This window comes from Bacillus sp. AFS098217 (genome assembly GCF_002551815.1).
Lineage (GTDB): Bacteria > Bacillota > Bacilli > Bacillales > Bacillaceae_G > Bacillus_A.
Genome location: NZ_NVPR01000066.1, coordinates 1 through 22,443, shown reverse-complemented (window position 1 = coordinate 22,443; position 22,443 = coordinate 1). Strand labels below are relative to the sequence as shown.

The following is a 22,443-nucleotide window of genomic DNA, read 5'->3' as shown; positions in this document are numbered from 1 at the left end:
AGGAGTGATTTAAAATGGGAACAATTACATTAAGAAAAGAAGCAGTACGAGTTGTATTAGAGAAAAAGAAATTAACAGGCGTCGTTGCAAAAGTCGCACTCGTATTAGATATTTCTGGTTCAATGCGAACATTATATAAGAACGGCACTGTACAAGATGTTGTCGAACGTATTCTCGCAGTTGCAAGTCAATTTGATGACGACGGCTCGTTAGATATTTGGGTATATGATAATGAGTTTTCTAGATTGCCAGCTGTTACTGAAAAAGACTTTGCTAATTATGTAAAGAACCATATTTTAAACAACTCTTCTATTCATAAATTTGGCCGAAATGATGAGCCACAAGTGATGGAAGATATCATTAAAAAATATACAGTTGAAGAAAAAAGCGAAGAGCCGGCCTTTGTTATTTTCATTAACGATGGCGGCTGTAAAAAAGGAATTCAAAAACCAGTTGTATCTTCTTCTAACCAACCGATTTTCTGGCAATTTGTCGGTATTGGTGATGGCAAATTTGATGTATTAAGAAAACTTGATGAAATGGATGGGCGTTTCATCGATAATGCTAACTTTTTCTACATTCGGGATATTGAAAAAACAACAGACGAAACATTATATAACAATTTATTAAGTGAGTTCCCAATGTGGATAAAAGAAGCACAAGAAAAACGAGTCCTACTGTAAACATATTAGTAAAAAAAGACCGCTTTAAAAGCGGTCTTTCTTACGCTGATAATTCTTTAAGCGTATCACTTAGTTTAAATTTCCTTAACTGGAATGAAGCAATCATTGCTGCACTTGTCCCAAGTATAACACTTGCTACTGCTAGTAATAGAACTTGATTATACGGAATTGTAATAACGGTTAATTCTAAATTTGATAAAACGATATAGCTGAAAATTATACCGCCTCCAATTCCTATACATCCGGCTATTGCACCTAGCAGTGTTCCTTCTAACCATACAATTCTTCGCATTTGCTTAGGATTAGCTCCTACGGCACGAATCATACTAATTTCAGCGCGTCTTTCATGTAAACTTGCCACAATGGCATTCATTAATCCAATACCTGAAATAACAAAGATGATTACTACTAATAAACGAATTAACATCACCATTTGGGATAGTAACTGTTCTTGCTCTTTTAACAAATCATAACTATTAATAACCTCTACATTGTCTTTCCCATTTGTTATCTGTTTCACTTGCTTCTTAATTGTTTCAAAAGGTACCTTAGAATCTGCCATAATTTGAATCGATTCATAGCCTTTTACTTGAAACATATTTCGCGCCCATTGTTCATTTACAAAGACGTAAGATCCTCGAAGTCGTAAGTCTTTCTCTATAATAGAAACGACTTGAATTTGCTGTTTTTCTTTCCCTTTTCCCTGTACTTCGATTGTGTCATGTAATTTAACCCCTAAATTTTTTGCTGTATCTTTTGTAATGACTCCTTCTCCATCTTTTAATGGCGTACTCAAGCTTTGCCCAGAAACAACTTTCATCTTAGTCACTTTTTGAAACGCAGTTATATCGGTACCGACAACTTCCATTGCTTCATAATCAAATTTATTTTGCTTCACAAACTCGTACCATTCTTCATCTGCCTTCTTAAAATCATAATTTACGAGTTTGGATGTAAAATCAGGAGCGATTCCAACAATTTCTTTTATCCCTTCAACTTTTTGTATCTTTTCTAACCAATTAAAAGGTAGACTTTCAATCCCTGTTGATTCCATCGGAACACGAATGACTAAATCCGCTGGTAAATTCCTTTGTAATCCTTGTTTCATTCCTTCATACATCGCATTTACATACATTGTTCCAACTAGCGATAACATAAATCCAAACGCTAAGATTGCAACTGACACAGCCGCCTTTTTACGGTACCGAATAACATTTCGGCCACTAATCGTTGTCTCAATACGAAATATCATTTGAAATGGTTTAGCGATAACCGGTGTAATAACACGAATACATAATGGAATTGTAAATAACAAACCAATTGCAAACAAAATCGCGCCAGCTGCACCTGGGTTAAAACCAATGTACTTCTCAGCGACTGCACCGCTTAAGCCAATTATTGCACCCACTATTAAAATAATAAGACTGAAGATACTCCATTTCCGTTCTTTCTTTTGATTGCTCGGAAGCCCTGGTCTTAACGCTTCAACAGGAGGGATTTTCCTTACCATAAACGCTGGTATGATTGCGCCTATTACAGACATCATAATGCCTAGTAAAAACGTAATTAGTAAAATCTCACCTGAAATAGAAAATGATTCTTGCCCTGTACTCTCTACATTCACCCATTTGTTAATAAAAGAAGCGGCGAACTGATGTGTACTAGCCCCAAGAACAACTCCTACGAGCGAGCCGATCGTTCCAATACATATCGCTTCGAATAAAACGACGAGAATGACTTGGTTTGGATTACTACCAAGCGCACGTAATAAAGCCCACTGTTTAAAGCGACTTCTTACCGATAAAAAGAAACTGCCCATAATCAAAAGCGCTACAACAAATAGAGAAATGCCACCTAAGCTAAAAATTAATGGTTTCATCACATTCAATCTTTCAAATGCTTTATCTACATATGTACGCTGATCTATTTTTATATTTTCAAGCTTCTTATTTACCTCACTCGCAATCATTCTCTTCATATTGACATCAGATGTTTTCACTTGAACAAGATTAAATTGATTTGGTAAATTTAATTCCTTTTGCATCCAAGTAATCGGGAAATATGCGCTATGTCCCATTGCTGCCATCAATGGCGGATTCAAAATCCCTACAACTTTAACAGCCTTTTCACCGTGTGGGGGGAATGGCAGGCTAATCATATCTCCTACTTTTATATTTTCTCGATCCGCATATCCCTTTGTAAGTGCTACTTCCGCTCCTTCTTTCGGATATCGCCCTTCTTTAATTTTATAAGAATCCATATCGGGAGAATCTTGTTCAACACCCCAATACGATGGTTTACCAGTAAGCGCTTTATCATTTGGTAACGGATAAGGTATAAGTACTTTTGATATTTTCTCAGCATTTTCAAGACTATTCAGTTCTTTTAATTGGTCATTATGTAAGTACACATCATTTTTTCTATAACCAAATTGCAAATTATAATCACCGTAACGACTCACAACTTGTTCTTTCACGCTTTGTTCCACAGATTGATTCCCAAGTAATAGCATCGTTGCTAGCATAACACCTAAGGCAGCCCCAAGAGCAATTAACATGTTTCTTAGCCAATTTTGTTTAATAGATTTTAACGCATATTTAATTGTCCAAAACATCGCTCTTATCACCTACCTTAAAGTGCCTATTCATAATCTCTTGAATTTTGGTCACTTGCTGCGGAATATGACGGAATTTCCAGCCTTTGTTTTCAACATGTTCATGAATCACTTCACCATCTAATAAAAAAATAACTTTATCCGCATGAGCTGCTACAAACGAATCGTGTGTTACAACAACTGCTGTTTGTCCTAATTCATCACAAGCATTTCTAAGTACCGCAATAATATTTTTGCTATTTTCAGAATCTAATGCCCCGGTTGGCTCATCTGCTAATATAATAGCTGGTTCATTCGCAAATGCCCTTGCAATTGCAATTCGCTGTTGCTGCCCGCCAGATAACTGCGACGGTAAATGTTGCTCTTTTCCCTTTAAACCAACAAGCTCTAATAACCGCTTCGCTGTTATCGTTGCTTTTTTTTGCGGAACATTATCTAACAGTAACGGTAATCCCACATTTTCTTCTGCGTTAAATACTGGTATTAAATTAAACTGCTGAAAAATAAAACCAATTTGATGCCTTCGAAACAATGCAAGTTCTTTTTCTTTTAATGATGAAATTTCTGTCCCATCTACTCGAATGCTTCCCGCTGTTGGAATATCCAATCCTCCAAGTAGCTGTAAAAGAGTGGTTTTCCCCGATCCACTTGCTCCCATAATACAAACGAAATCTCCTTTTTGAATTTGAAGATGAATTCCTTTTAATATCTTTGTTTTACTATCACCAAGATCAAATGATTTTTCTAACCCTTCAATTTCAATAATATTCATTTCATATCCCCTTCTTTTTCTATTTATCCATCTATATATTCTATAATAGTTTGTATTTATTTGTAATATAAACTATTTTTTTCATCTTTTTGTAATTACAGGAGACAAATGATTTGATTACAAACATAGCAGTAACGGAAATAGTTTCAAAAATACTTTATTTGAAAAGGAGAACAAACTATCCACATATCCACAAATGGAAGGAACAAACATGAAACATATAATCGTTTATGCACAGCCTCATCCACAAATCTTCCATCACGCAATATCTTGAAGAAGTGCAAGGGGTTGTGAATTGTGTATTTAAATAAGAGACTCCACCTTCTGCGAAGGTGGAGTCTCTTATTTAAAACATATACTTAGACACTTTAAGATTTACACTCGGAACAAATTGTTTAATATCTTCCTCAAATAAGGCTATATCTTTCGTTTGAATAGAGGAGCTAATTTCTATCTCTTTTTCTGGCTTTTCCTGAAGAAAGATTCTATCTGCGTCATACTGAGAATGAAGAATACTATACCCTTTTAAATCAGCATAAGAATAACATCTTGAATCTATAATAATCCCTTTTTCATAGACTTCTGTTTTTCTAAAAGATTGTACCGTAATGATAACACTTAAAAGAATGATACCTATATAATTTGCTGCTTTTATTATAAACAGTACATGATCTACTTCATGATAGCGAGAAAATAACCGAATACATGCACCTCCAAAAAAGTAACTAGCAAATATGAAGGAACCTGCCCTCAAAAATAATGGCCCTAACTTAGGATAATATGAAGAAACTTTTGCTCCCAGTTCACTTTTTCTTTTATTGAATTGGATCATGATTCGGAGCATCATAAATATACCAAGAAGTACTATACATAAGATAATTGTAAGAATAAATTTTTCCATTGCTTCATCTCCTTATATCCATTTTATATTTTACCAAAATTTACAAAATGTGCAATTATACAATAAAAGGAGTGATTTAAAATTGGAATCATATCGCGTATTTTAATGAAAAACCCACCTTCATAAGGTGAGTTTTCATTTCATTATAAGCTTGGGAATATATCTTTGTAGAATACTTTCTAGCTCACTCATATCTTCTTGTCTAATGAGTAGGTTTACATTGTCATTCATTTTTTCTTGTCCACGATATAGGAAAATATTTTCCTTTGGATTTTCCCATGTGGATGTTTTATATCCTTTTAACTCTGCATATGAATAAAAGTTTAATCCATCAACAACTCCCTTTTCATATACTTCTACTTTTTTAGTAAGGTGGATGACTAACAGAATCATAAAACAACTTGTTACAGTATAAATTCCTGCTTTAATTAAAAATTTCTCAAAGCTATTGATATCTCCATTTATGTATTGAATATATGTAAAAATAAGTTGTCCTATGAAATATGCTGGTCCAATTAACGCAAGCCAGCGCCGCTTCACACGAGGATACGCTGCAATAAGTTGTCCTATTTTCTTTTTCATACTATTTATCTTGTATATTTTCCATAGTACGAAAGCCAAAATGCATAATGTTAAAACAAAGGTAATGCATGACATCACATACATTTCTCGGCCTCCAATCTCTACTCTATACTTATATAATATATACTGATAAATTAATTTTACCTTTTTTATCCACATACAAAATATGCAATTATGCATAAAAAAACAGGCAACCTAGACGATTGCCTGCCCCTTATTACATATTCTCAATCCACTCCGTCAAGTTATGCACAACCCTTGTTGGTTGTACTTCATATTCCGTTAACTTCTCCACAGTTGTGACTCCAGTGTGGACAAGTAGCGTGTGCATACCTGCATTGATCCCCGCTAAAATGTCAGTATCATAGTTATCCCCAACCATTAGCGCTTCCTCTTTCTTTATACCAAGTACCTTTAGCGCTTGTTCCATAATAATGGATTCTGGTTTACCAATGAAGATTGGGTCTACACCTGTGGATATCGTTACAACCGATGTTAGTGAACCGTTCCCAGGTAGTAAACCACGCTCAGTTGGAATCGCAATGTCTCCATTTGTTGAAATAAAAGTTGCGCCATTACGTACTGCAAGGCATGCTTTCGCTAGCTTTTCATATGTAACTTCACGATCTAATCCAACAACGACAAAGTCAGGATTTTCATCCACAAGTTCAAACCCTTTGTCCACAAGCGCTTCATGCAATCCTTCTTCACCAATCATATACACAGTTGCATCTTGTTTACGCTCATAAATAAAGTTCGCCGTTGCCATGCTCGTTGTAAATACTTGCTCTGGCTTAGCTGGAATATCGAAACGAACAAGTTTTTCAGCAACTTGCTCTGGTTTACGCGTTGAGTTATTTGTTACAAATAAATACGGGATACCGCGTTCTTGCAGTGCTTTCACAAAGTCGCTTGCCTCTTCAATTTGTTCTTCGCCGCGATACATTGTACCGTCTAAGTCGATTAAATAGCCTTTATACATCTATCTTGTCTCTCCTTTTTATACTGGCGTTCATACACTTCTTATATTAACCCTTTTTCCAAAAGAAAAAAACGCTTTATCCTAAAGCGTCCCATAACGTTCATTTTTTCTCTTTTATTCGATACGAACAATGGCAATTCCCATCACACATATTTGCTAACACGTTTACATCTGCTTCTGAAAACAATCGTTTATACATATTTTTCTCATCTTCACAAAGCTGTGGAAATTTCTCTGCAACAGCCATTAATGGACAATTTTGCTTTTTTAAGATGAAAGAATGTTCGTCTTCTTTTATTACTTGTACCATATAGCCATTTTTTTCTTGAATAGCAGCTACTTCTTGCATTTTATATGCCAAGTTATCTTGACCACTCACCCGTTTTTGTAACTGGTCTTCCATTCTTTTCGTTCTTGCTTTTAACACTTGACGAAACACTTCTTCATCGCCAATATGAGCTAAATCTTCCAGCATATCTACTGCGAACTGTTTATACTCTTTCGGGAATGTATCTTCTCCCTTTTGACTTAGTCCGTATAAATATGTAGGCCTTCCAACATACTGCCTTACCATTTTGGAAGAAATAATCTGTTCTTTCTCAAGCTTACTTAAATGCCGACGTACCGCCATCTCTGTAATTCCCAGTGATTCGGCTAGTGCCGCAACGGTGTGCTCTCCGTCTACTTTTAAAAGGTGTACAATTTCGTCTTTCGTTGTACGTGCTTCCCCCATTTCTCATCCTTCTCCTTTTAACCGCTATCATGGACAATATAAAATCCCCAAAAGGCTTTGGGGATTTTATCCATATACTTATTCTGCTACAAATGCAGATACGGGTCCTAATTCCTTTTCTAAATAACGGCGAATATTCGCAGGGTATTTTTCTACCACAGCAATTTGTTTTTGAATCGTTTCATATAATTCTTCATGATTCATTTGAATATAATCTTGCATAAGCATTTTTCGAAGAAGAATCACTTCTTTTATTCCTTCTCCTTCTTCCTCACTTATGACTTTTTCATCCATTAAAATATCAATAATATCTTCATAACTTCCTGGGTCACGCATAATAAATCCATCAATCATTGCATTACCAACATCTAATATGCAATCAATGATAAGATGCGACATGCGCTCTAATGCGTAATATTCAAAATCAGTTTCATATTGCTTTTTCTCTTGAAATGTATCTACTACTTGTTCTAAACATGTTAACATTTGTTCTATTTTTTTTCTGTCTACAAAGTACATGAATGTCACCTACCTGGAAATTAAAAGCACTTACATGTTAATTGTAACCGTTTCTTTTGAAAAAATCGACAATTTTTCGAATTCACCTTTTCCTTGTAATTTGTTATAGTTATATTTGTATGATTTTTGAAATTGGAGGAATGTCACCTTGGAACGTGAACTCGCATTAGAAATTGTCCGTGTAACAGAAGCAGCAGCCTTAGCATCCGCACAATGGATGGGCCGCGGAAAGAAAAACGAAGCAGATGATGCAGCAACTACTGCTATGCGTGATATGTTTGATTCAGTAAACATGGCAGGTACTGTTGTAATTGGTGAAGGAGAACTTGATGAAGCACCGATGCTCTATATTGGTGAAAAACTGGGAACAGGTAACGGTCCAGAAGTGGATATCGCCGTTGACCCATTAGAAGGTACAAACATTGTTGCTAAAGGCCTTGCAAATGCAATGGCAGTTATCGCAGTCGCAGATAAAGGAAACCTTCTTCACGCTCCGGATATGTACATGGAAAAAATCGCGGTTGGTCCAAAAGCAGCTGGTAAAATTAGCTTAGATGATCCAATTGAAAAAACAATTGAAATTGTAGCAGAAGCAAATAACAAAAAAATTCGTGACTTAACGGTTATCATACAAGAACGTGAACGTCATCAAGATATTATCGACCGTATACGTGCAAAAGGTGCACGTGTAAAACTATTTGGTGATGGCGATGTTGGTGCGTCAATTGCAACAGCTCTTCCAGGAACAGGTATTGACTTATTCGTTGGTGTTGGCGGTGCTCCAGAAGGCGTTATCTCTGCAGCGGCATTAAAATGTCTTGAGGGCGAAATGCAAGCACGCTTAGTCCCAATGAATGAAGAAGAAGAAGAACGTTGCCGTAAAATGGGATTAGAAGATCCTCGTCAACTTCTTATGTTAGATGACTTAGTATCTGGTGACGATGCAATCTTCTCAGCAACAGGTGTATCTGCTGGTGAACTACTAGATGGTGTGAAATTCCTTGGCGGAGATTTAGCAGAAACGTATTCTATCGTTATGCGCTACAAAACAAGAACGGTACGCTTTATTAAAACGCATCACCATTTAGACCATAAGCCTCACTTAAACTTAGATATTTAAAAAAGGAGCCATGTATATGGAAGAACGTTTCTTTCTGTACGACGATACAGTCGCTACAAAAACGCGTTTCGTTAGTTTTATGGGGGAAAATGAGCGCCACGATTTAGCGCTTTTATACTCCGATCGTCATTATGGTAAAACGATTGTCCTCGATATGCAGCGTAATAGATTTGCAATCATCGGCACTGACGATTTAAACGAACCCGGCTACTTAGAGCATGCTTTTTCTGTCTCTGAAGAAATCGCAGAAGAACTGCGCTCATTCTTATTTGAACTTATTTAATCTTATGCACCAGCTATTGCGATAGCTGGTGTTTTTTTACATTTAACCATTGTATTAGAAACAGTCTTTGGCTCTCATCGCATCGACAAAGCTTTATCAACATATATTTCAGATTGGAGCCGCACCGCGATTGTAGACAAAATAAAGAACGGACACATCCAGTTGAACGGACAAAAGATGAAACCCAATACAGCACTTTCTGAAGGTGATCTTATTTCAATTTGCTTTTAAAAAGAAATCCTCTTACGNNCGTAAGAGGATTTCTTTTTACTTCTTCACTTTTCGTAATACAAAGTGTGCACAACCAAAATTGCAGTACTCGTATAAGTACTCCGATAATGTGCTAATTTTCGTATCATATGTCGCACGTTGGTTACTATCATCAAAAAAGCCGCGTAATCTGAGTTGATCGTACCCCCAGTCACCAACGATATAATCATATTTATTTAAAATTTCTGCATAGCGCTCTTTAAATGCTTCTTCACGAAAACCGTCACGATAGTCTTTAATTACTTCGTACTGAACATTATTAATGCTCACCGTAGCATGAATCTCCTGCTTTTGCTCCATCATTAACTTCCTTTCTAAGCATTCTTCTTTTTATCGTATCACAAAGCATAACAACCAACAATTTCAAATACAAAAAATTGAAAAGTAGTACATGCTATGGAGAAGGAGGTGACACATCTTGAAAAAACAAATGGTACTCTCTCTTCTCACGCTTTCTTTATTTGCAGGTTGTTATTCGACAAATAAAGCTGAAATGGAACGCGAAGAAGGCAGCCGCGTCCTTGTTTCCAATAAAAATGACATGTATCATACAGAAAATACAAACACAAGGCTTACAAGAGTCGGATACTCTTCTAAACAAAAGAATGAAGTATCTAACAACCAAGTAGGCGCAATTAACCGTGAGAAGGTAGCTGAAATGATTACAAGTATGACTGTAAAACTCCCTGACGTCACAAATGCTGCTACACTTGTGACCGATGATGAAGTATTTGTTGTATACCGAGCAAAAACCAATGATCCTAAGCTTGTAGCAGATCAAGTATATAAAACAGCCTTGTCCATCGTTCCTCGCTATTATAAAGCATATATATCAACAGACCAAAAATTGATTTCACAAATTCAAGGACTTCAGTCGGGTGCATTAAATGATAAAGAATATGCACAAAGCATTGATATGTTAAAACGTGAAATGGGTAAAAATCCACATTTAAATAATAGTCAAAACGCAACAATAAATGACATGATTAAAAAATAAGAAAGATGGANNTCCATCTTTCTTATTTTTTATTACGATCTGCATACACTGCCATTGCATCACACATAAACCTAGCCAATCCTTCTCCAAATTGGTCAATATTTTTTGTAAAACGTTCATCGGCAACATACATTTGTCCTAATCCTTTAAATGCCTCTAATGAATATTGACCGAAGTTTTGCAAGTAATCGTACCATTCTTGAATCGCTTCTTGTGCTTCTTTAGAATCAGGCGCACCATTTCGAAGCTTAGCAAGCTTTCGATAAATGCTATTAAACTCCTCTTGCTTCTCTTTCGGCATGCCAGCTGCTGCTTTATCAATAGCTTCATCTCCCCATCGCGCACGGGCTTCTTGCTCATATGGGTTATGACTAAAATCAAAACCTTCAAATTTTTCTTTATTAGTCATTTTAATCTCTCCTTTTGTATGCTTGATTGTCTTATCAATCGTCGCAATCACCTTATCAAGCCTAACTCGCTTCTCAATTAACATTTTCCGATGCAATTGAAGCGCTTCTTCTCGGTCAAATGAAGGACTCATGATAATTTCTTTAATCTTCTTTAAAGGGAAGCCAAGCTCTTTAAAAAATAAAATTTGCTGCAACTTCTCCAGATTTTCATTGGAATACAGACGATAACCAGAATCTGTCGTCTTGTCTGGAGTTAATAACCCAATTTCATCGTAATGATGCAGTGTGCGCACACTAATACCAACTAAATCTGCTACTTCTTTTATCCTCATTGTCAAGCTTTTCTCCTCCCTCATACATACAATAAAGTATCACGCAACGTAAGAGTCAATAAAAAATAATGATTAAATGATATGTTTTTCTCCCGCATTAACGGGCAATCATACACCACCTCGAAATCTAGTTAGGTTTGATAGAAACTGCCCGTAAATGCCGATTGATGAGAGCTAATAATCAGTAGTGGAGCACCACTGATTAAGGTTTCACTTTATATCAAAAAGCTTCTTCTCTCCACATTTCTCGAAAATTCATGCATAATGTAAAGGTACATATATTAGAAAGCGGTGAAAGTATGGTTTCAAATACTGTAATTACCAGTATGATTATTCAACTTGTTCTCTCGGTTCTGGTTCCAATTGCTGCATGTATTTATTTTCGAAAAAAATATCATATAAACTGGAAAGTAGTTGGAATTGGTGTTCTTATCTGGATTGGATTTGTACAAATTCTCGAAACACCTTTTCATGTATTTATGCTAGGAAATCCAACAACCTCTCAGCTATTAGAAAATCCATTTCTCTATGCAATTTACGTTGGACTTACTGCTGGTATCTTTGAAGAATTAGGACGCTTTATCGCCTTCTTTTTCCTACTAAAAAAGTATCAAGAATATAAAGACGGACTGGCATATGGAATTGGACATGGCGGAATTGCATCTATCTTAGTTGGAGGCTTAGCTGGGCTTCAAACTCTTATATTTGCCACTTCAATCAATAACGGTAGTTTCGCAAAACTGATTGAACAAACTCCTCAGCTGAGTCAGGTGCAAGATGCGCTCATTCATTCTCATTCGTATCTATACTTACTTGGTAGCTTAGAAAAAATCATGACACTTGTCCTGCAAATTGCCTTCACAATGCTTGTATTATACGGCGTAAAACATAAGAAATATATTTTTATTGCATATGCTGTACTTTTCCATGCCTTTGTGGACTTCTTTGCAGCTCTTTATCAAAAACACGTTATCAATATATTTGTCGCAGAGGGAATCACATTTATTTTGACAATTTGCGCGTTCATTCTCATTCGACAAATGAAAGAAAAACTAACAATGGAACCATTAAAGAGCTAAGCCCGCGTGGCTTAGCTTTTTTGAATAGAGGACTTTTTCTTCCTTTTGTCGAAGTATATATCGTCAACTTGAAAAAATGAGGGATGAATGTTGAAGAAACTTATTGTAATGCGGCACTGCTCAGCAACTGGACAAGAGCGAGACGCAGCACTAACGATTGCAGGAGAAAAGCAAGCATCTGTCCTTGCTGAATTTCTCATAGACAATAATCTACAAATAGATTCCATTATTTCAAGCCCTTTTGTCCGAGCTATTCAATCCATTGCACCATTTTCATTACAGGCCAATTTATCAATCAGAGAAGATGAAAGATTAACAGAACGTATATTAAGCAATGCTCCAATGGAAGATTGGCTACAAAAACTAGAATATACTTTTACAAATATAGATATTGCCTTTTCAGGCGGAGAGTCAACTAAACAAGCGATGAACCGTGTTACATCGCTTATTCAAAATGTATTAGAGCAAGAACATCAAGTAACACTACTTGTCACACATGGAAATTTATTAGCGCTTATTTTAAAGTACTTTGATGATCGGATTGGCTTTCAAGAATGGAAAAGCTTAAGCAATCCCGATGTGTATGAAATTACAATTGCAGAACAAGTAACAATCCACAGATTGTGGGGGAATACCGTTGAAAATAGTCACACTAGATAATATTGAAGAGGAACATATTTGCTGCGCGATGTCTGACAAAAAAGTTAGGCGTGGTGTCCAGCTCAAGAAAGAATGGCTAAAAGATCGATTTAAAGAAGGACTTGTGTTCAAAAAATTAGATGTAAAAGGAAAGGTGTTTATTGAATACATTCCAGCTGAGTACGCATGGGTACCTATCGCCGCCCCAGGCTATACATTTATCAACTGCTTTTGGGTATCAGGCCGCTTTAAAGGAAAAGGTTACGGGGCTAGGCTTTTAGACGAATGTATCCAAGAATCTAAAGCACAAGGAAAACACGGAATTGCGGTTATTTCAAGCAAGAAAAAACAGCCATATTTATCAGATGGGAACTACTTCAAAAATAAAGGTTTTCAAGTCTGTGATACCGCACCACCCTATTTTGAATTACTTGTGTATAAGTTCGATGCGAATGCACCAACACCACAATTTACAACCAGTGCAAAAGATATGAAAGTTCCATATCAAAATGGCCTAGTTGTCTATTTTACGAGCCAATGTCCCTATACCGATTATTATATCCATGAAGAATTAACTACTATTACCAAACAATATAACATCCCTTTCAAGTCCATTCAGTTGACATCACGAGAAGATGCTTGGCGAGCTCCTTGTGCTTTTACAACATATGGAGCTTTTTATAACGGAGAATTTTTAACACACGAAATTTTAAGTGCGAAAAAATTTGAAAAAATGATGATGAAACTGCAACAAATATAGAAAGGGGTATCACTAAAATATGTACGAAGAAGTAATCTCTTTATTACATAAAACAAATGCTTCTTACGAGAAATTTGAACATGAACCAGTTCTCGATTACGAAACAGATCGTGTTGTTCGTGAACGACTTGGCTTGCAAGGTGCTCCAAGTAAAAGTTTATTTTTAAAATCAAAATCTGGATCCTATTACGTGTTCTTTACACTAGAGGGAACTCGTCTCGATAGAAACGAGATGAAAGAAATGACTGGACAGCGTTTATCCCTTTGCTCACCAGATGAACTAAGAGAACAAACTGGATGCATTCCTGGATGCGTTGCTCCTTTTGGCTATTCACAGGATGTAACTATTATTGTGGATAGTTCTGTTTATTCCTATGACAAAATTTTAATTTCACCCGGTGTTCCAGAGTTTACAATTGAATTATCCACAGAAGAATTGAAAAAGATTTTATCCACATGTCAAAATACAGTTTTAGAATACAGAAAAGAGAGCTGATGATTCAGCTCTCTTTTCTTATTATTTTGCTTCTGCTGTGTTTTCTTTCGCAGAACGTACTTGCTCATCTGCATGGTAAGAAGAACGAACAAGTGGACCAGCTTCACAGTGGCTAAATCCTTTGCTAAGTGCAATTTCTTTAAGCTCTGCAAATTCAGCTGGCGTGTAGTATTTAATAACTGGTAAATGTTTCTTAGATGGTTGTAAGTATTGTCCAAGTGTTAAAATATCCACATTGTTCGCACGTAAGTCGTCCATTGCTTCAATTAAATCTTCTCTTGTTTCACCTAGTCCCACCATAATGCTAGATTTAGTTGGGATATCAGGCTGCATTTCTTTTGCACGACGTAAGAACTCTAATGAACGATCATATTTTGCTCTCGCGCGAACTCGGTCAGATAATCGACGTACTGTTTCAATGTTATGGTTTAAAATATCCGGTTTTGCATCCATTAACATTTTTAGGTTTTCTTCTACTCCACCCATATCAGATGGCAGTACTTCAATAGACGTAAATGGATTTTCACGACGAACAGCGCGCACTGTTTCCGCAAAAACAGCTGCTCCACCATCTTTTAAATCATCACGTGCAACCGCTGTTATAACAACGTGTTTTAAGCCCATTTGTACTACAGAATCTGCTACGCGTTCTGGCTCTTGTAAATCAAGCTCTGTTGGTAAGCCTGTTTTAACCGCACAAAAACGACAAGCACGTGTACAAACCGCACCTAAAATCATAAATGTTGCTGTTTTTCTTACTGCCCAACATTCGTGAATGTTCGGACATTTTGCCTCTTCACAAACGGTATGAAGCTGCTTAGAACGCATCATTTTCTTTAAGCCTGTATAGTTTTCATTTGTATTTAACTTAATTTTCAACCATTCGGGCTTGCGCTTATATTCTGTTTGTTTTGTCATGTTATCAACTCCGCACAATATGAAATAGTTTACCATGTTCGCTTCTTTCAATGTAACATATCTATTCTAACGTATGAAAGCGATTTGCTCAAATGAAGATTCTAAGTTTTTTTCCAATCGTTCCCTATAATGAAATACCTCGTATATCCCACACTAAAGAGAGTGATGTTGTGAAAGGAGTTTATTTCATGCTTCGAAAAATTTCTCTATTGCTTGCGATTTTCTTTCTTCTTCAGCAAAGCATTGCATATGGTGAAGACAATCAGCAAAGCATATACGAAAAGCGCATGACACTATATAAAGAAACAGAGCAATCTTCAGGCATTCCATGGTATTACCTAGCTGCAATCGATCAATATGAACGAAATATACGGAGCGTAAGAAGAGATATTCCGAAAAAACCTGACGCTATTATTTCGATTTATTTCAAGCCAGAAGTATGGTCGGGTCCTGCTAATGGCTCTACTAATGATACTCTCCCCCATACCATTTCTCTCTTCGGAGGAATTGGTTTAGATGGCGATAAAGATGGGCTTGCAGACGCAAATAACGACCGCGATCTTTTGCATACGGCAACAACTATCATAAGGAAACAAGGAACTTCAGAAGACCGTATTAAAATTATGCTTTGGGAATATTATAGACGTGCAAAAACAGTTGAATTAATTACTGAATATGCTCAAATCTATAAGCATTACGGCCGTATTAATTTAGAAGGAAATGCCTTTCCTCTTCCTATTCGTAGTGATCATAGTTACCGTAGTACATTTGGTGCTGGAAGGAGCTTTGGCGGCAGACGAATCCATGAAGGAACTGACATTTTCGCAAGACACGGCGTACCAGTAAGATCTACTTGCTACGGCATAATTGAAACAAAGGGCTGGAATCGCCTCGGAGGATGGCGCATTGGGATTCGTGACCTTCATAATAACTATCATTATTACGCGCATTTAGGTGGATTTTCAAAAGAAATACAGCTTGGACAAATTGTAGAGCCAGGAAAACTTCTTGGTTTTGTTGGTAACACAGGCTATGGCCCTCCTGGCACAGCTGGTAAATTCCCTCCCCACTTACACTTTGGATTATATAAAGACAATGGCTATACAGAATGGGCCTTTGATCCATATATGCACTTAAGCTTGTGGGAACGAAAGGAACGTGCGAGTTTAAAACGATAACCGTAGCAGATTGCTACGGTTATTTTCTTATACGCCGCCCATAATTAATATAACGAAAAGAAGTTGAACAAGAAAACTACATACAAAACTAATCCACGCCCACTTATTTAATGAATGTTTCATTCCAAAAACCGCAAATACAATTGCTAAGAAAGGAAAAACATATCCACTATACGATGCAAAACGATTAGGACTTTCAAGAATCGGCACATCAAATTTAGACATGATTATAAAGAGAACTACCGCGAAAATACTACAAAAGATAGATGCTATATTCATCTTTCGACGAAATGGTTGACTTACAGCCATAAACTCATCTCCCATTTTCTTTTTTGTAACACGAATACCTTACTCATTCTTTTTCTTCCCATTACTATCTGGTACAACAACCCCGCCACTTCCATAATAAGCTGGCACTTCGCCTTGTACAATTCTTGTCGCAATTGGAATGTTTTGCTTGACCGTAATTTCCTTTGTCCGAAATGGAATAATAATTTGCAAGGTTACATCGACTTCCATAATAATTTTAATGGCTGTATTATTAATTCCTTGCGGTTCAATCTTCTGTTTAATATCCGTACCGACATGGCCAATTGTCGTAAAATGAATCGGAATATCCGGTCCTAAATTACCAAGGAGCGCATTATCTGTTATACGTCCAAGAGGCACCGACATTGAAACGCCACTCTCTTCGGAAAGACCGAGTGCTTGCATATCTCCCTTCTCCACCTGATGCAAATATTTCTCTATGTATGTGGTAGTCGATGTTAAAATCTCATTTACTTGCTTCGTATTTAAATCAATTGTAGATACTTTTCCATTCTTATCATTTTGTACTTTCATTAATGAATCTACATCAAATCCTTCATTAATTCGATCCTTTACCGCCTTCGTCATCACAACCGTCGCCATTTTCTGCGTCTGCATTTCCCCATACTTAATCAATGTTGGCTGAATACTTTTATTCACAATCCATAGCCCTTGTATTGTCATCAGTAAAAAGATAATAAACGAAATGAGTAATACATGCCTAAAGGGCAGCGGTCCCCTTCGAAACCGCGAAGCTTTTGGACGAAATGTACGCATAAGAAAACCCTCCTTCTTATATCATTTCTATGCAAGAAAGAGGGACGATATATGCTTATATCATTTTTAATAATGCATCTTTTCCAATTGTTCCCACTGGAATTCCTAAAGCCTCTGCTCCAGTAGTTACCGATTCAAGCGGCGCTTCAAGAAGCTGCTCAATCGTTCTTACGCCAACTGCGCGGCCAGCAATAATTCCTCGATCTCCTAACTTCTCATTTAATAGGCCGACATCTAAAGCCCCGCACATAATATATCCTTTATCGCTCATAACAGCCAGCAAATTTGTTTTTGGAAGCTTTACGCTAACAGCTATAAACGTATTATTTTCAATGATAATAGGTTCAACGTTAACCATAGTTCACACACTCCCCTCTTTCTTATTTTTATGAAAAGAGAAAAATGAGTGTTACAGGTTAACTAGCCTATAGTTTGATTGAAGATGTATAAGTTATCAACATCTCTGTTAACACATCTCGCAATAATTCTGGCATATAATATTGCTTTTCAGAAATTGTGGATAGTTCTGGGTATAAGTACCCGAATGTAAACATATCAATTGTTCCCACGGTATATATGCGATTTAACTCCAGTGGTTCCCCATTAATGATTACCTCTTCAAGTAACATTTTATTTCCAGGAATCGTATCTGGGATCACTTCTACGCCATCATAGATCATCTTACCCATTACTTTTCCGCGGAAACCAAATCCTTTTACTTCAAGTTGCTCCATATGTGGACGGCTCGCTTTTAAAATAACTTCTCGTAACGTTTTCCCTGGCACTTTTAATGCGCATGGATTAATTGGATGTGGACAAATTCGGTGGATATCCCCTCTTGTTACAATTCCTTCTTCCATTCCTTCTAACAATACACCCGCATTCACCATTCCAATTTCCGCATTGCACCATTTTTTTAGGGCCCCTGCTAACATGCTGGAAAATTGGGTCTCCTGAAACCAATGAATTGGTAAAGATTCTTTTAAATCAATAACTGGCTCTGCCATAATCAAGTTACTTTCTTCTTGTAACATTGCAATTGTGGATAATGGCTCACCATAAGCACTTAAACGCTCTGTTTTAATTGCCCTGCCATCCTTGTTCAACAACTGCTTCGTTTCTTTATCTACAGTAAGCTGAACGTGGCCAACATAATGTCCCCACTTTTCGCAACAGCAAAGCAGCGTTCCATTCACAAGAACACCGCGCTCAAACAAGTGATGGGTATGCGCTCCTAAAATTACATCTATATCATAATTCTCCGCCATATATTCATCCGTACTTTTCCCAAGATGAGAAAGTACAACTGTAATATGCGCTTTATCTTTTACTTCTTCTAAAATGGATTCTAAATGCATCATCGGATCTTCAATATACCAATCTAACATTTTATAAAACGCTGGATAAGCTACTGTTAAGCCGATTAAAGCTATCGTAATCCCGTCTGCAGTTGTATGAAGTTTATAAGGCTTCGCCCAAGTAGGACGTACGCCTTCTTTTTCAAATAAGTTAGCTACGAGTATCTCAAATCCGGCATTATCATATAAATGGTTTAAATGCTCCTTCGCTAATGTAATTCCTTCATTATTCCCAATCGTTACATAATCATATAACGCTTCATTTAATAACTTCGTATTCCCTAGTCCGTTTGTCGCTTCCGTAATACGATGAAAACGATCCACATGATCGCCAATATCTAACGTTAAAACAGATTCTCCTGCTTCCTGTCTTCGCTTTTTCTCCTCTAGTACAAACCGAGAAATTTGTGGCCAATTTTCAAAATGACTATGTATATCGTTTGTATGATAAAGGTGAATAATTGTTTCTTTATTTATATTCAGAGAAAAAACCTCCTCTCAGTTCCTTACTGCCATTTACGCTACATGCGCGCAATAATCCTGTAAATACTTTTCGTCTTTTCTTGCTATTTTACATTGTACTCTCATTAAAAGAAAAAGCAAAAGTTTCTCCTTTTTATATGGATTTTTTTACATTTCCCTTTTCGCAAATTGCTTCATATGTTCCATCTCTCGTTATTCCTATTTATCTAATTACCCCTCATACAAAATTTTCTGAAAAAACATTGCACTTTTGATACAATATATATATATTGTATATAGAGTATATATACAATATAAAGACTAAGAGGGATTTGCATGCAAATAATTATTTCAAACAGTTCTAAGGAGCCGATTTACGAACAAATTACGAATCAAATAAAATCACTAATTTTGAGTGGTAATTTAAAAGAGGGCTCGCCACTCCCATCAATGCGCCAGCTCGCCAAGGATTTACAAGTCAGTATTATCACAACAAAGCGCGCGTATGAGGAGTTAGAAAAAGCCGGCTTTATTTATTCGATTGTAGGTAAGGGCTCTTTTGTTGCTGAACAAAATTTAGATGTCGTACGTGAGAAAAAATTAAAAGTTATTGAAGAACAGTTATTGTCTGTCGTTGCTAATAGTAAGGAAATTGGGCTACCCTTAACGGAACTGCGAGAATTATTAACTATTTTATATGAGGAGTAAAATGTATGGAGAATATAGTAGAGCTACACAATGTTAGCAAAACATTTCAAGGTTTTTCGATAGAGCAATTAAATTTACAAATCAAAAAAGGATTTGTAACAGGCTTCATTGGCGCAAATGGTGCTGGGAAGTCGACAACCATTAAAATGATGATGAACTTATTAAAGCCAGATGCAGGTGAGATTAAAATTTTTGGCTTAGACTACGCATCGCACGAAAAGGAAATTAAAGAGCGCATCGGTTTTGTCTTTGATAGTAACGTATTTTATGAGGGCCTAAATCTAAAGGATATCAAGCGAATGGTCGCACCCGCTTATAAAAATTGGGACGAAACGATATTTAAGCGGTATGTAGAGCAATTTGAACTGCCGATGAATAAAGCGATTAAAACTTTTTCAAAAGGTATGCAGATGAAGGCTTCATTAGCGCTTGCGCTATCACATCATGCTGAGTTGATTATTATGGATGAGCCAACGGCAGGCTTAGACCCAATATTTAGACGTGAGTTACTCAATTTACTACATGAATTAATGCTTGATGGCAATCGCACCATTTTCTTCTCTACACATATTACGACGGATTTAGATCGCATCGCTGATTTTATTGCCTTTTTAAAAAAGGGACAATTAATGTTTAATCAGTCAATTCATGAAGTGGAAGAAAACTATGCATTAGTAAAAGGCAGTGCGGATTTATTAGATCGCGATACAGAAAAAGCCTTTATAAATATTCATCGTGCACCGACTGGCTTTGAGGCATTAACGAACAATGTAGCTGAAGTTGAACAAATTTTTGGTAATGAGGTTATGATTGAACGCGCCTCATTAGAAGATATCATGTATTACTCGAAAGGAGTAGGGCATCATGCTTAATTTAATCAAGCGCGATTTAATTTTACAGAAGAAACAATTGCTCTTTTATTTAGGCTTCATTATCTTTTTTATTGTGATGAACAAGCACCACCCTATTTTTATATTTACGATTGCAAGTATTTTGATTCCAGTTAATACGCATGCCTACGATGCAAAGGCAGAAACAAATATTTTATTAAATTCTTTACCATATACACGTAAGGAAATTGTCGCTTCACGTTATATTGGAGCAATTGTTTACATGTTGCTAGCAATTACTATAACAAGCGCAATGCTTATCATCTTTCAAAAGTCATTTACTGTAGAGCATATTATAATGAGCAATGCATTATTTTTACTATTTGCAGCCTTTACATTTCCACTATTTTATCAATTTAAACAAGATCATCTATTTTTGATTATTATGAGTTTATTTTTAGTATTAACTTTCTTTGGTCCAGGTGCGGTACAATTTCTTGCAACAGAGTTTAATACAGTTACCGATGCTATTTTCAGCTTATCTGTACCTGCATTGTATACCATAGCTGCGATTATTATTATATGTGCTTATACGATTTCATGGGGAGTATCATTAATCATTTATCAACGTAAAGCATTTTAATTCGAAATCTTCTGTATTATAAAACAAAAATTTAACATGCTATCCTTGTTAAATTAGCAAAATCCGGTGAGATTTCAACATATCTTTTCAATATTTCGAGATTCACGATCATTTAACAAGCTTAAAAAAATAATTTCTCGCTCAAGGAAAATCAGAAAAAAAAGCGCCCTGTAAACAGGGCGCTTCGAACGTATACATCACCTTTAATTATAACTAATATTATAAGTTGGGTATAATGTCGTTCCGCTAATCCAAATTTTTATTTCATTTGTTAACGGAACATTTTGTTCATTAATAACAGTTCTCCACCATTCCCATGCAAGACCTGTACATTCTCTCGCTAAGACTTTTATATTTTTTGAATTAGGTGGAAGTGATATGACTGTAGAGAAATGAGCAGTTCTGTCTTTGTTATTCCCTTCCCAAGTTTTATGGGATAGTACTTCATTTCCATTTTCATCATATGAGAATTCATCCCAAGATACATCAAATTGAGCAACATATGCACCATAATGATCAAGCGTCATTTTCGCACTGGAATATTCTGTAGATGTAGTCTCGATATAGTCTGTGTTGTTATGAACAGCAGCAACTGCATTATCTTTTAAGAAAGTGCTAGTATATGAAACTGGATATGCTGGATTTTTAGGACTTAATTCTGCATTATCTTTAATGATATTTCGGATTTCATCAAAATCTTTTGTAACAACCTTGTTATGCTCTTTTGCATCTCCACCTAATACTACAGCGGTAAAGGTACTGTCTTCAAAAATATCTTTGTACTGTCCACTCGTTTCAACGCTGTTATTCTTAAGTAGGGCTTTAAAAGCAGCTTGTACATCTTTGCTCTTAGAAGTTGTTTCTAATTTTACATAAATTGTTCTGCCGTAAGCTACATTTGACACCATAACAGGCGGAGCCGTATTACTTACCCCTTTACGAGTTAACTCTTCAAACGTAACGCTATTATCAAAAAGGTCTGATGGATTGTTAGGTTGTTCTGCACTTACTGTATAAAATATTTGTTTATATGCCGCAACCATCACTTTTTTCTCTCCATTTGCAATTGCATTAAAGTCAATGTTCAG

27 protein-coding genes and 1 pseudogene are annotated in these 22,443 nt (G+C 36.2%); 13 read left to right on the top strand and 15 right to left on the bottom strand.

The window, feature by feature from the left end:
* Positions 1-14 precede the first annotated feature (14 nt).
* Entirely contained in the window at positions 15-683 is a 669-nt protein-coding gene (locus COO03_RS18040; protein WP_097898477.1) for a vWA domain-containing protein, read from the top strand.
* Positions 684-723: 40 nt separating this feature from the next.
* Here the strand turns inward: COO03_RS18040 and COO03_RS18035 are convergent, their stop codons facing one another.
* From COO03_RS18035 to COO03_RS18005, 7 genes are all read right to left on the bottom strand, one after another.
* Positions 724-3,297, bottom strand: coding sequence for an FtsX-like permease family protein (locus COO03_RS18035; protein ID WP_097898476.1), 2,574 nt, complete (start codon positions 3,295-3,297; stop codon positions 724-726).
* Positions 3,281-4,069, bottom strand: a complete 789-nt coding sequence (locus COO03_RS18030; RefSeq protein ID WP_097898475.1) for an ABC transporter ATP-binding protein — start codon at positions 4,067-4,069, stop codon at positions 3,281-3,283. The genes COO03_RS18035 and COO03_RS18030 overlap by 17 nt, the downstream gene beginning before the upstream one ends.
* 346 nt (positions 4,070-4,415) lie before the next feature.
* Positions 4,416-4,970: a hypothetical protein gene (locus COO03_RS18025; protein ID WP_097898474.1), complete on the bottom strand. Its 555-nt coding sequence runs from the start codon at positions 4,968-4,970 to the stop codon at positions 4,416-4,418.
* Positions 4,971-5,105: 135 nt separating this feature from the next.
* Positions 5,106-5,636 (bottom strand): iron ABC transporter substrate-binding protein, encoded by a 531-nt coding sequence (locus COO03_RS18020; RefSeq protein ID WP_097898473.1) that lies wholly within the window; start codon positions 5,634-5,636, stop codon positions 5,106-5,108.
* A gap of 133 nt (positions 5,637-5,769) precedes the next feature.
* The gene (locus COO03_RS18015) at positions 5,770-6,534 is read right to left on the bottom strand and encodes a TIGR01457 family HAD-type hydrolase (RefSeq protein WP_097898472.1); all 765 of its coding nucleotides are present in this window, start codon (positions 6,532-6,534) and stop codon (positions 5,770-5,772) included.
* 100 nt (positions 6,535-6,634) lie between these two features.
* A complete protein-coding gene (locus tag COO03_RS18010) occupies positions 6,635-7,267 on the bottom strand; it encodes a helix-turn-helix transcriptional regulator (protein ID WP_097898471.1) in 633 nt (210 codons plus the stop codon).
* A gap of 78 nt (positions 7,268-7,345) precedes the next feature.
* Positions 7,346-7,786: a DUF86 domain-containing protein gene (locus COO03_RS18005; protein WP_097898470.1), complete on the bottom strand. Its 441-nt coding sequence runs from the start codon at positions 7,784-7,786 to the stop codon at positions 7,346-7,348.
* Positions 7,787-7,934: 148 nt separating this feature from the next.
* Here COO03_RS18005 and glpX point away from each other — a divergent pair, with 148 nt between their 5' ends.
* The 3 genes and pseudogenes from glpX to COO03_RS17990 all read left to right on the top strand — a co-directional run.
* Positions 7,935-8,906, top strand: a complete 972-nt coding sequence (gene glpX / locus COO03_RS18000; protein WP_097898469.1) for a class II fructose-bisphosphatase — start codon at positions 7,935-7,937, stop codon at positions 8,904-8,906.
* A 16-nt stretch (positions 8,907-8,922) separates the two neighbouring features.
* A complete protein-coding gene (locus tag COO03_RS17995) occupies positions 8,923-9,189 on the top strand; it encodes a DUF3055 domain-containing protein (protein ID WP_097898468.1) in 267 nt (88 codons plus the stop codon).
* A gap of 42 nt (positions 9,190-9,231) precedes the next feature.
* Positions 9,232-9,420, top strand: a pseudogene (locus COO03_RS17990) (S4 domain-containing protein); the annotation flags it as partial.
* Positions 9,421-9,456: 36 nt separating this feature from the next.
* On the opposite strand, the gene COO03_RS17985 reads toward COO03_RS17990, so the two are convergent.
* Positions 9,457-9,759, bottom strand: coding sequence for a YutD family protein (locus tag COO03_RS17985; RefSeq protein ID WP_141523122.1), 303 nt, complete (start codon positions 9,757-9,759; stop codon positions 9,457-9,459).
* A gap of 118 nt (positions 9,760-9,877) precedes the next feature.
* Between COO03_RS17985 and COO03_RS17980 the strand changes: the two genes are divergently transcribed.
* Positions 9,878-10,456, top strand: a complete 579-nt coding sequence (locus COO03_RS17980) for a YhcN/YlaJ family sporulation lipoprotein (protein WP_097898466.1) — start codon at positions 9,878-9,880, stop codon at positions 10,454-10,456.
* A 22-nt stretch (positions 10,457-10,478) separates the two neighbouring features.
* On the opposite strand, the gene COO03_RS17975 is transcribed toward COO03_RS17980, so the two are convergent.
* Complete coding sequence (locus COO03_RS17975; protein WP_097898465.1) at positions 10,479-11,204, bottom strand: MerR family transcriptional regulator; 726 nt, start codon at positions 11,202-11,204, stop codon at positions 10,479-10,481.
* Between the two features lie 251 nt (positions 11,205-11,455).
* Here COO03_RS17975 and COO03_RS17970 point away from each other — a divergent pair, with 251 nt between their 5' ends.
* The 4 genes from COO03_RS17970 to COO03_RS17955 all read left to right on the top strand — a co-directional run bounded on the left by COO03_RS17970 (position 11,456) and on the right by COO03_RS17955 (position 14,172).
* A complete protein-coding gene (locus COO03_RS17970) occupies positions 11,456-12,277 on the top strand; it encodes a YhfC family intramembrane metalloprotease (protein ID WP_097898464.1) in 822 nt (273 codons plus the stop codon).
* Between the two features lie 90 nt (positions 12,278-12,367).
* On the top strand, positions 12,368-12,937 hold the full coding sequence (locus tag COO03_RS17965) for a histidine phosphatase family protein (protein ID WP_097898488.1): 570 nt from the start codon (positions 12,368-12,370) through the stop codon (positions 12,935-12,937).
* Between the two features lie 28 nt (positions 12,938-12,965).
* The gene (locus COO03_RS17960) at positions 12,966-13,676 is read left to right on the top strand and encodes a GNAT family N-acetyltransferase (protein ID WP_097898489.1); all 711 of its coding nucleotides are present in this window, start codon (positions 12,966-12,968) and stop codon (positions 13,674-13,676) included.
* 19 nt (positions 13,677-13,695) lie between these two features.
* Complete coding sequence (locus tag COO03_RS17955; protein WP_097898463.1) at positions 13,696-14,172, top strand: YbaK/EbsC family protein; 477 nt, start codon at positions 13,696-13,698, stop codon at positions 14,170-14,172.
* 21 nt (positions 14,173-14,193) lie between these two features.
* On the opposite strand, the gene lipA is transcribed toward COO03_RS17955, so the two are convergent.
* Positions 14,194-15,090, bottom strand: coding sequence for a lipoyl synthase (gene lipA / locus COO03_RS17950; RefSeq protein WP_097898462.1), 897 nt, complete (start codon positions 15,088-15,090; stop codon positions 14,194-14,196).
* Between the two features lie 188 nt (positions 15,091-15,278).
* Between lipA and COO03_RS17945 the strand changes: the two genes are divergently transcribed.
* A complete protein-coding gene (locus tag COO03_RS17945) occupies positions 15,279-16,268 on the top strand; it encodes a M23 family metallopeptidase (RefSeq protein WP_097898461.1) in 990 nt (329 codons plus the stop codon).
* A gap of 27 nt (positions 16,269-16,295) precedes the next feature.
* Here COO03_RS17945 and COO03_RS17940 read toward each other — a convergent pair whose 3' ends face one another.
* The 4 genes from COO03_RS17940 to COO03_RS17925 form a co-directional block, all read right to left on the bottom strand.
* The gene (locus COO03_RS17940; RefSeq protein ID WP_097898460.1) at positions 16,296-16,577 is read right to left on the bottom strand and encodes a hypothetical protein; all 282 of its coding nucleotides are present in this window, start codon (positions 16,575-16,577) and stop codon (positions 16,296-16,298) included.
* A 39-nt stretch (positions 16,578-16,616) separates the two neighbouring features.
* On the bottom strand, positions 16,617-17,354 hold the full coding sequence (gene yunB, locus COO03_RS17935) for a sporulation protein YunB (RefSeq protein ID WP_097898459.1): 738 nt from the start codon (positions 17,352-17,354) through the stop codon (positions 16,617-16,619).
* A gap of 55 nt (positions 17,355-17,409) precedes the next feature.
* Positions 17,410-17,712, bottom strand: coding sequence for a YunC family protein (locus tag COO03_RS17930; protein ID WP_097898458.1), 303 nt, complete (start codon positions 17,710-17,712; stop codon positions 17,410-17,412).
* A 67-nt stretch (positions 17,713-17,779) separates the two neighbouring features.
* Entirely contained in the window at positions 17,780-19,171 is a 1,392-nt protein-coding gene (locus COO03_RS17925; protein WP_097898457.1) for a bifunctional metallophosphatase/5'-nucleotidase, read from the bottom strand.
* A 339-nt stretch (positions 19,172-19,510) separates the two neighbouring features.
* Between COO03_RS17925 and COO03_RS17915 the strand changes: the two genes are divergently transcribed.
* The 3 genes from COO03_RS17915 to COO03_RS17905 are packed head-to-tail and all read left to right on the top strand — an operon-like array spanning position 19,511 to position 21,355.
* The gene (locus COO03_RS17915; RefSeq protein ID WP_097898455.1) at positions 19,511-19,882 is read left to right on the top strand and encodes a GntR family transcriptional regulator; all 372 of its coding nucleotides are present in this window, start codon (positions 19,511-19,513) and stop codon (positions 19,880-19,882) included.
* A gap of 5 nt (positions 19,883-19,887) precedes the next feature.
* Positions 19,888-20,754, top strand: coding sequence for an ABC transporter ATP-binding protein (locus COO03_RS17910; RefSeq protein ID WP_097898454.1), 867 nt, complete (start codon positions 19,888-19,890; stop codon positions 20,752-20,754).
* On the top strand, positions 20,747-21,355 hold the full coding sequence (locus COO03_RS17905; protein ID WP_097898453.1) for an ABC-2 transporter permease: 609 nt from the start codon (positions 20,747-20,749) through the stop codon (positions 21,353-21,355). The genes COO03_RS17910 and COO03_RS17905 overlap by 8 nt, the downstream gene beginning before the upstream one ends.
* A 203-nt stretch (positions 21,356-21,558) precedes the next feature.
* On the opposite strand, the gene COO03_RS17900 is transcribed toward COO03_RS17905, so the two are convergent.
* On the bottom strand, positions 21,559-22,443 hold an 885-nt coding region (locus COO03_RS17900; protein WP_176524443.1), incomplete at its 5' end, for a thiol-activated cytolysin family protein.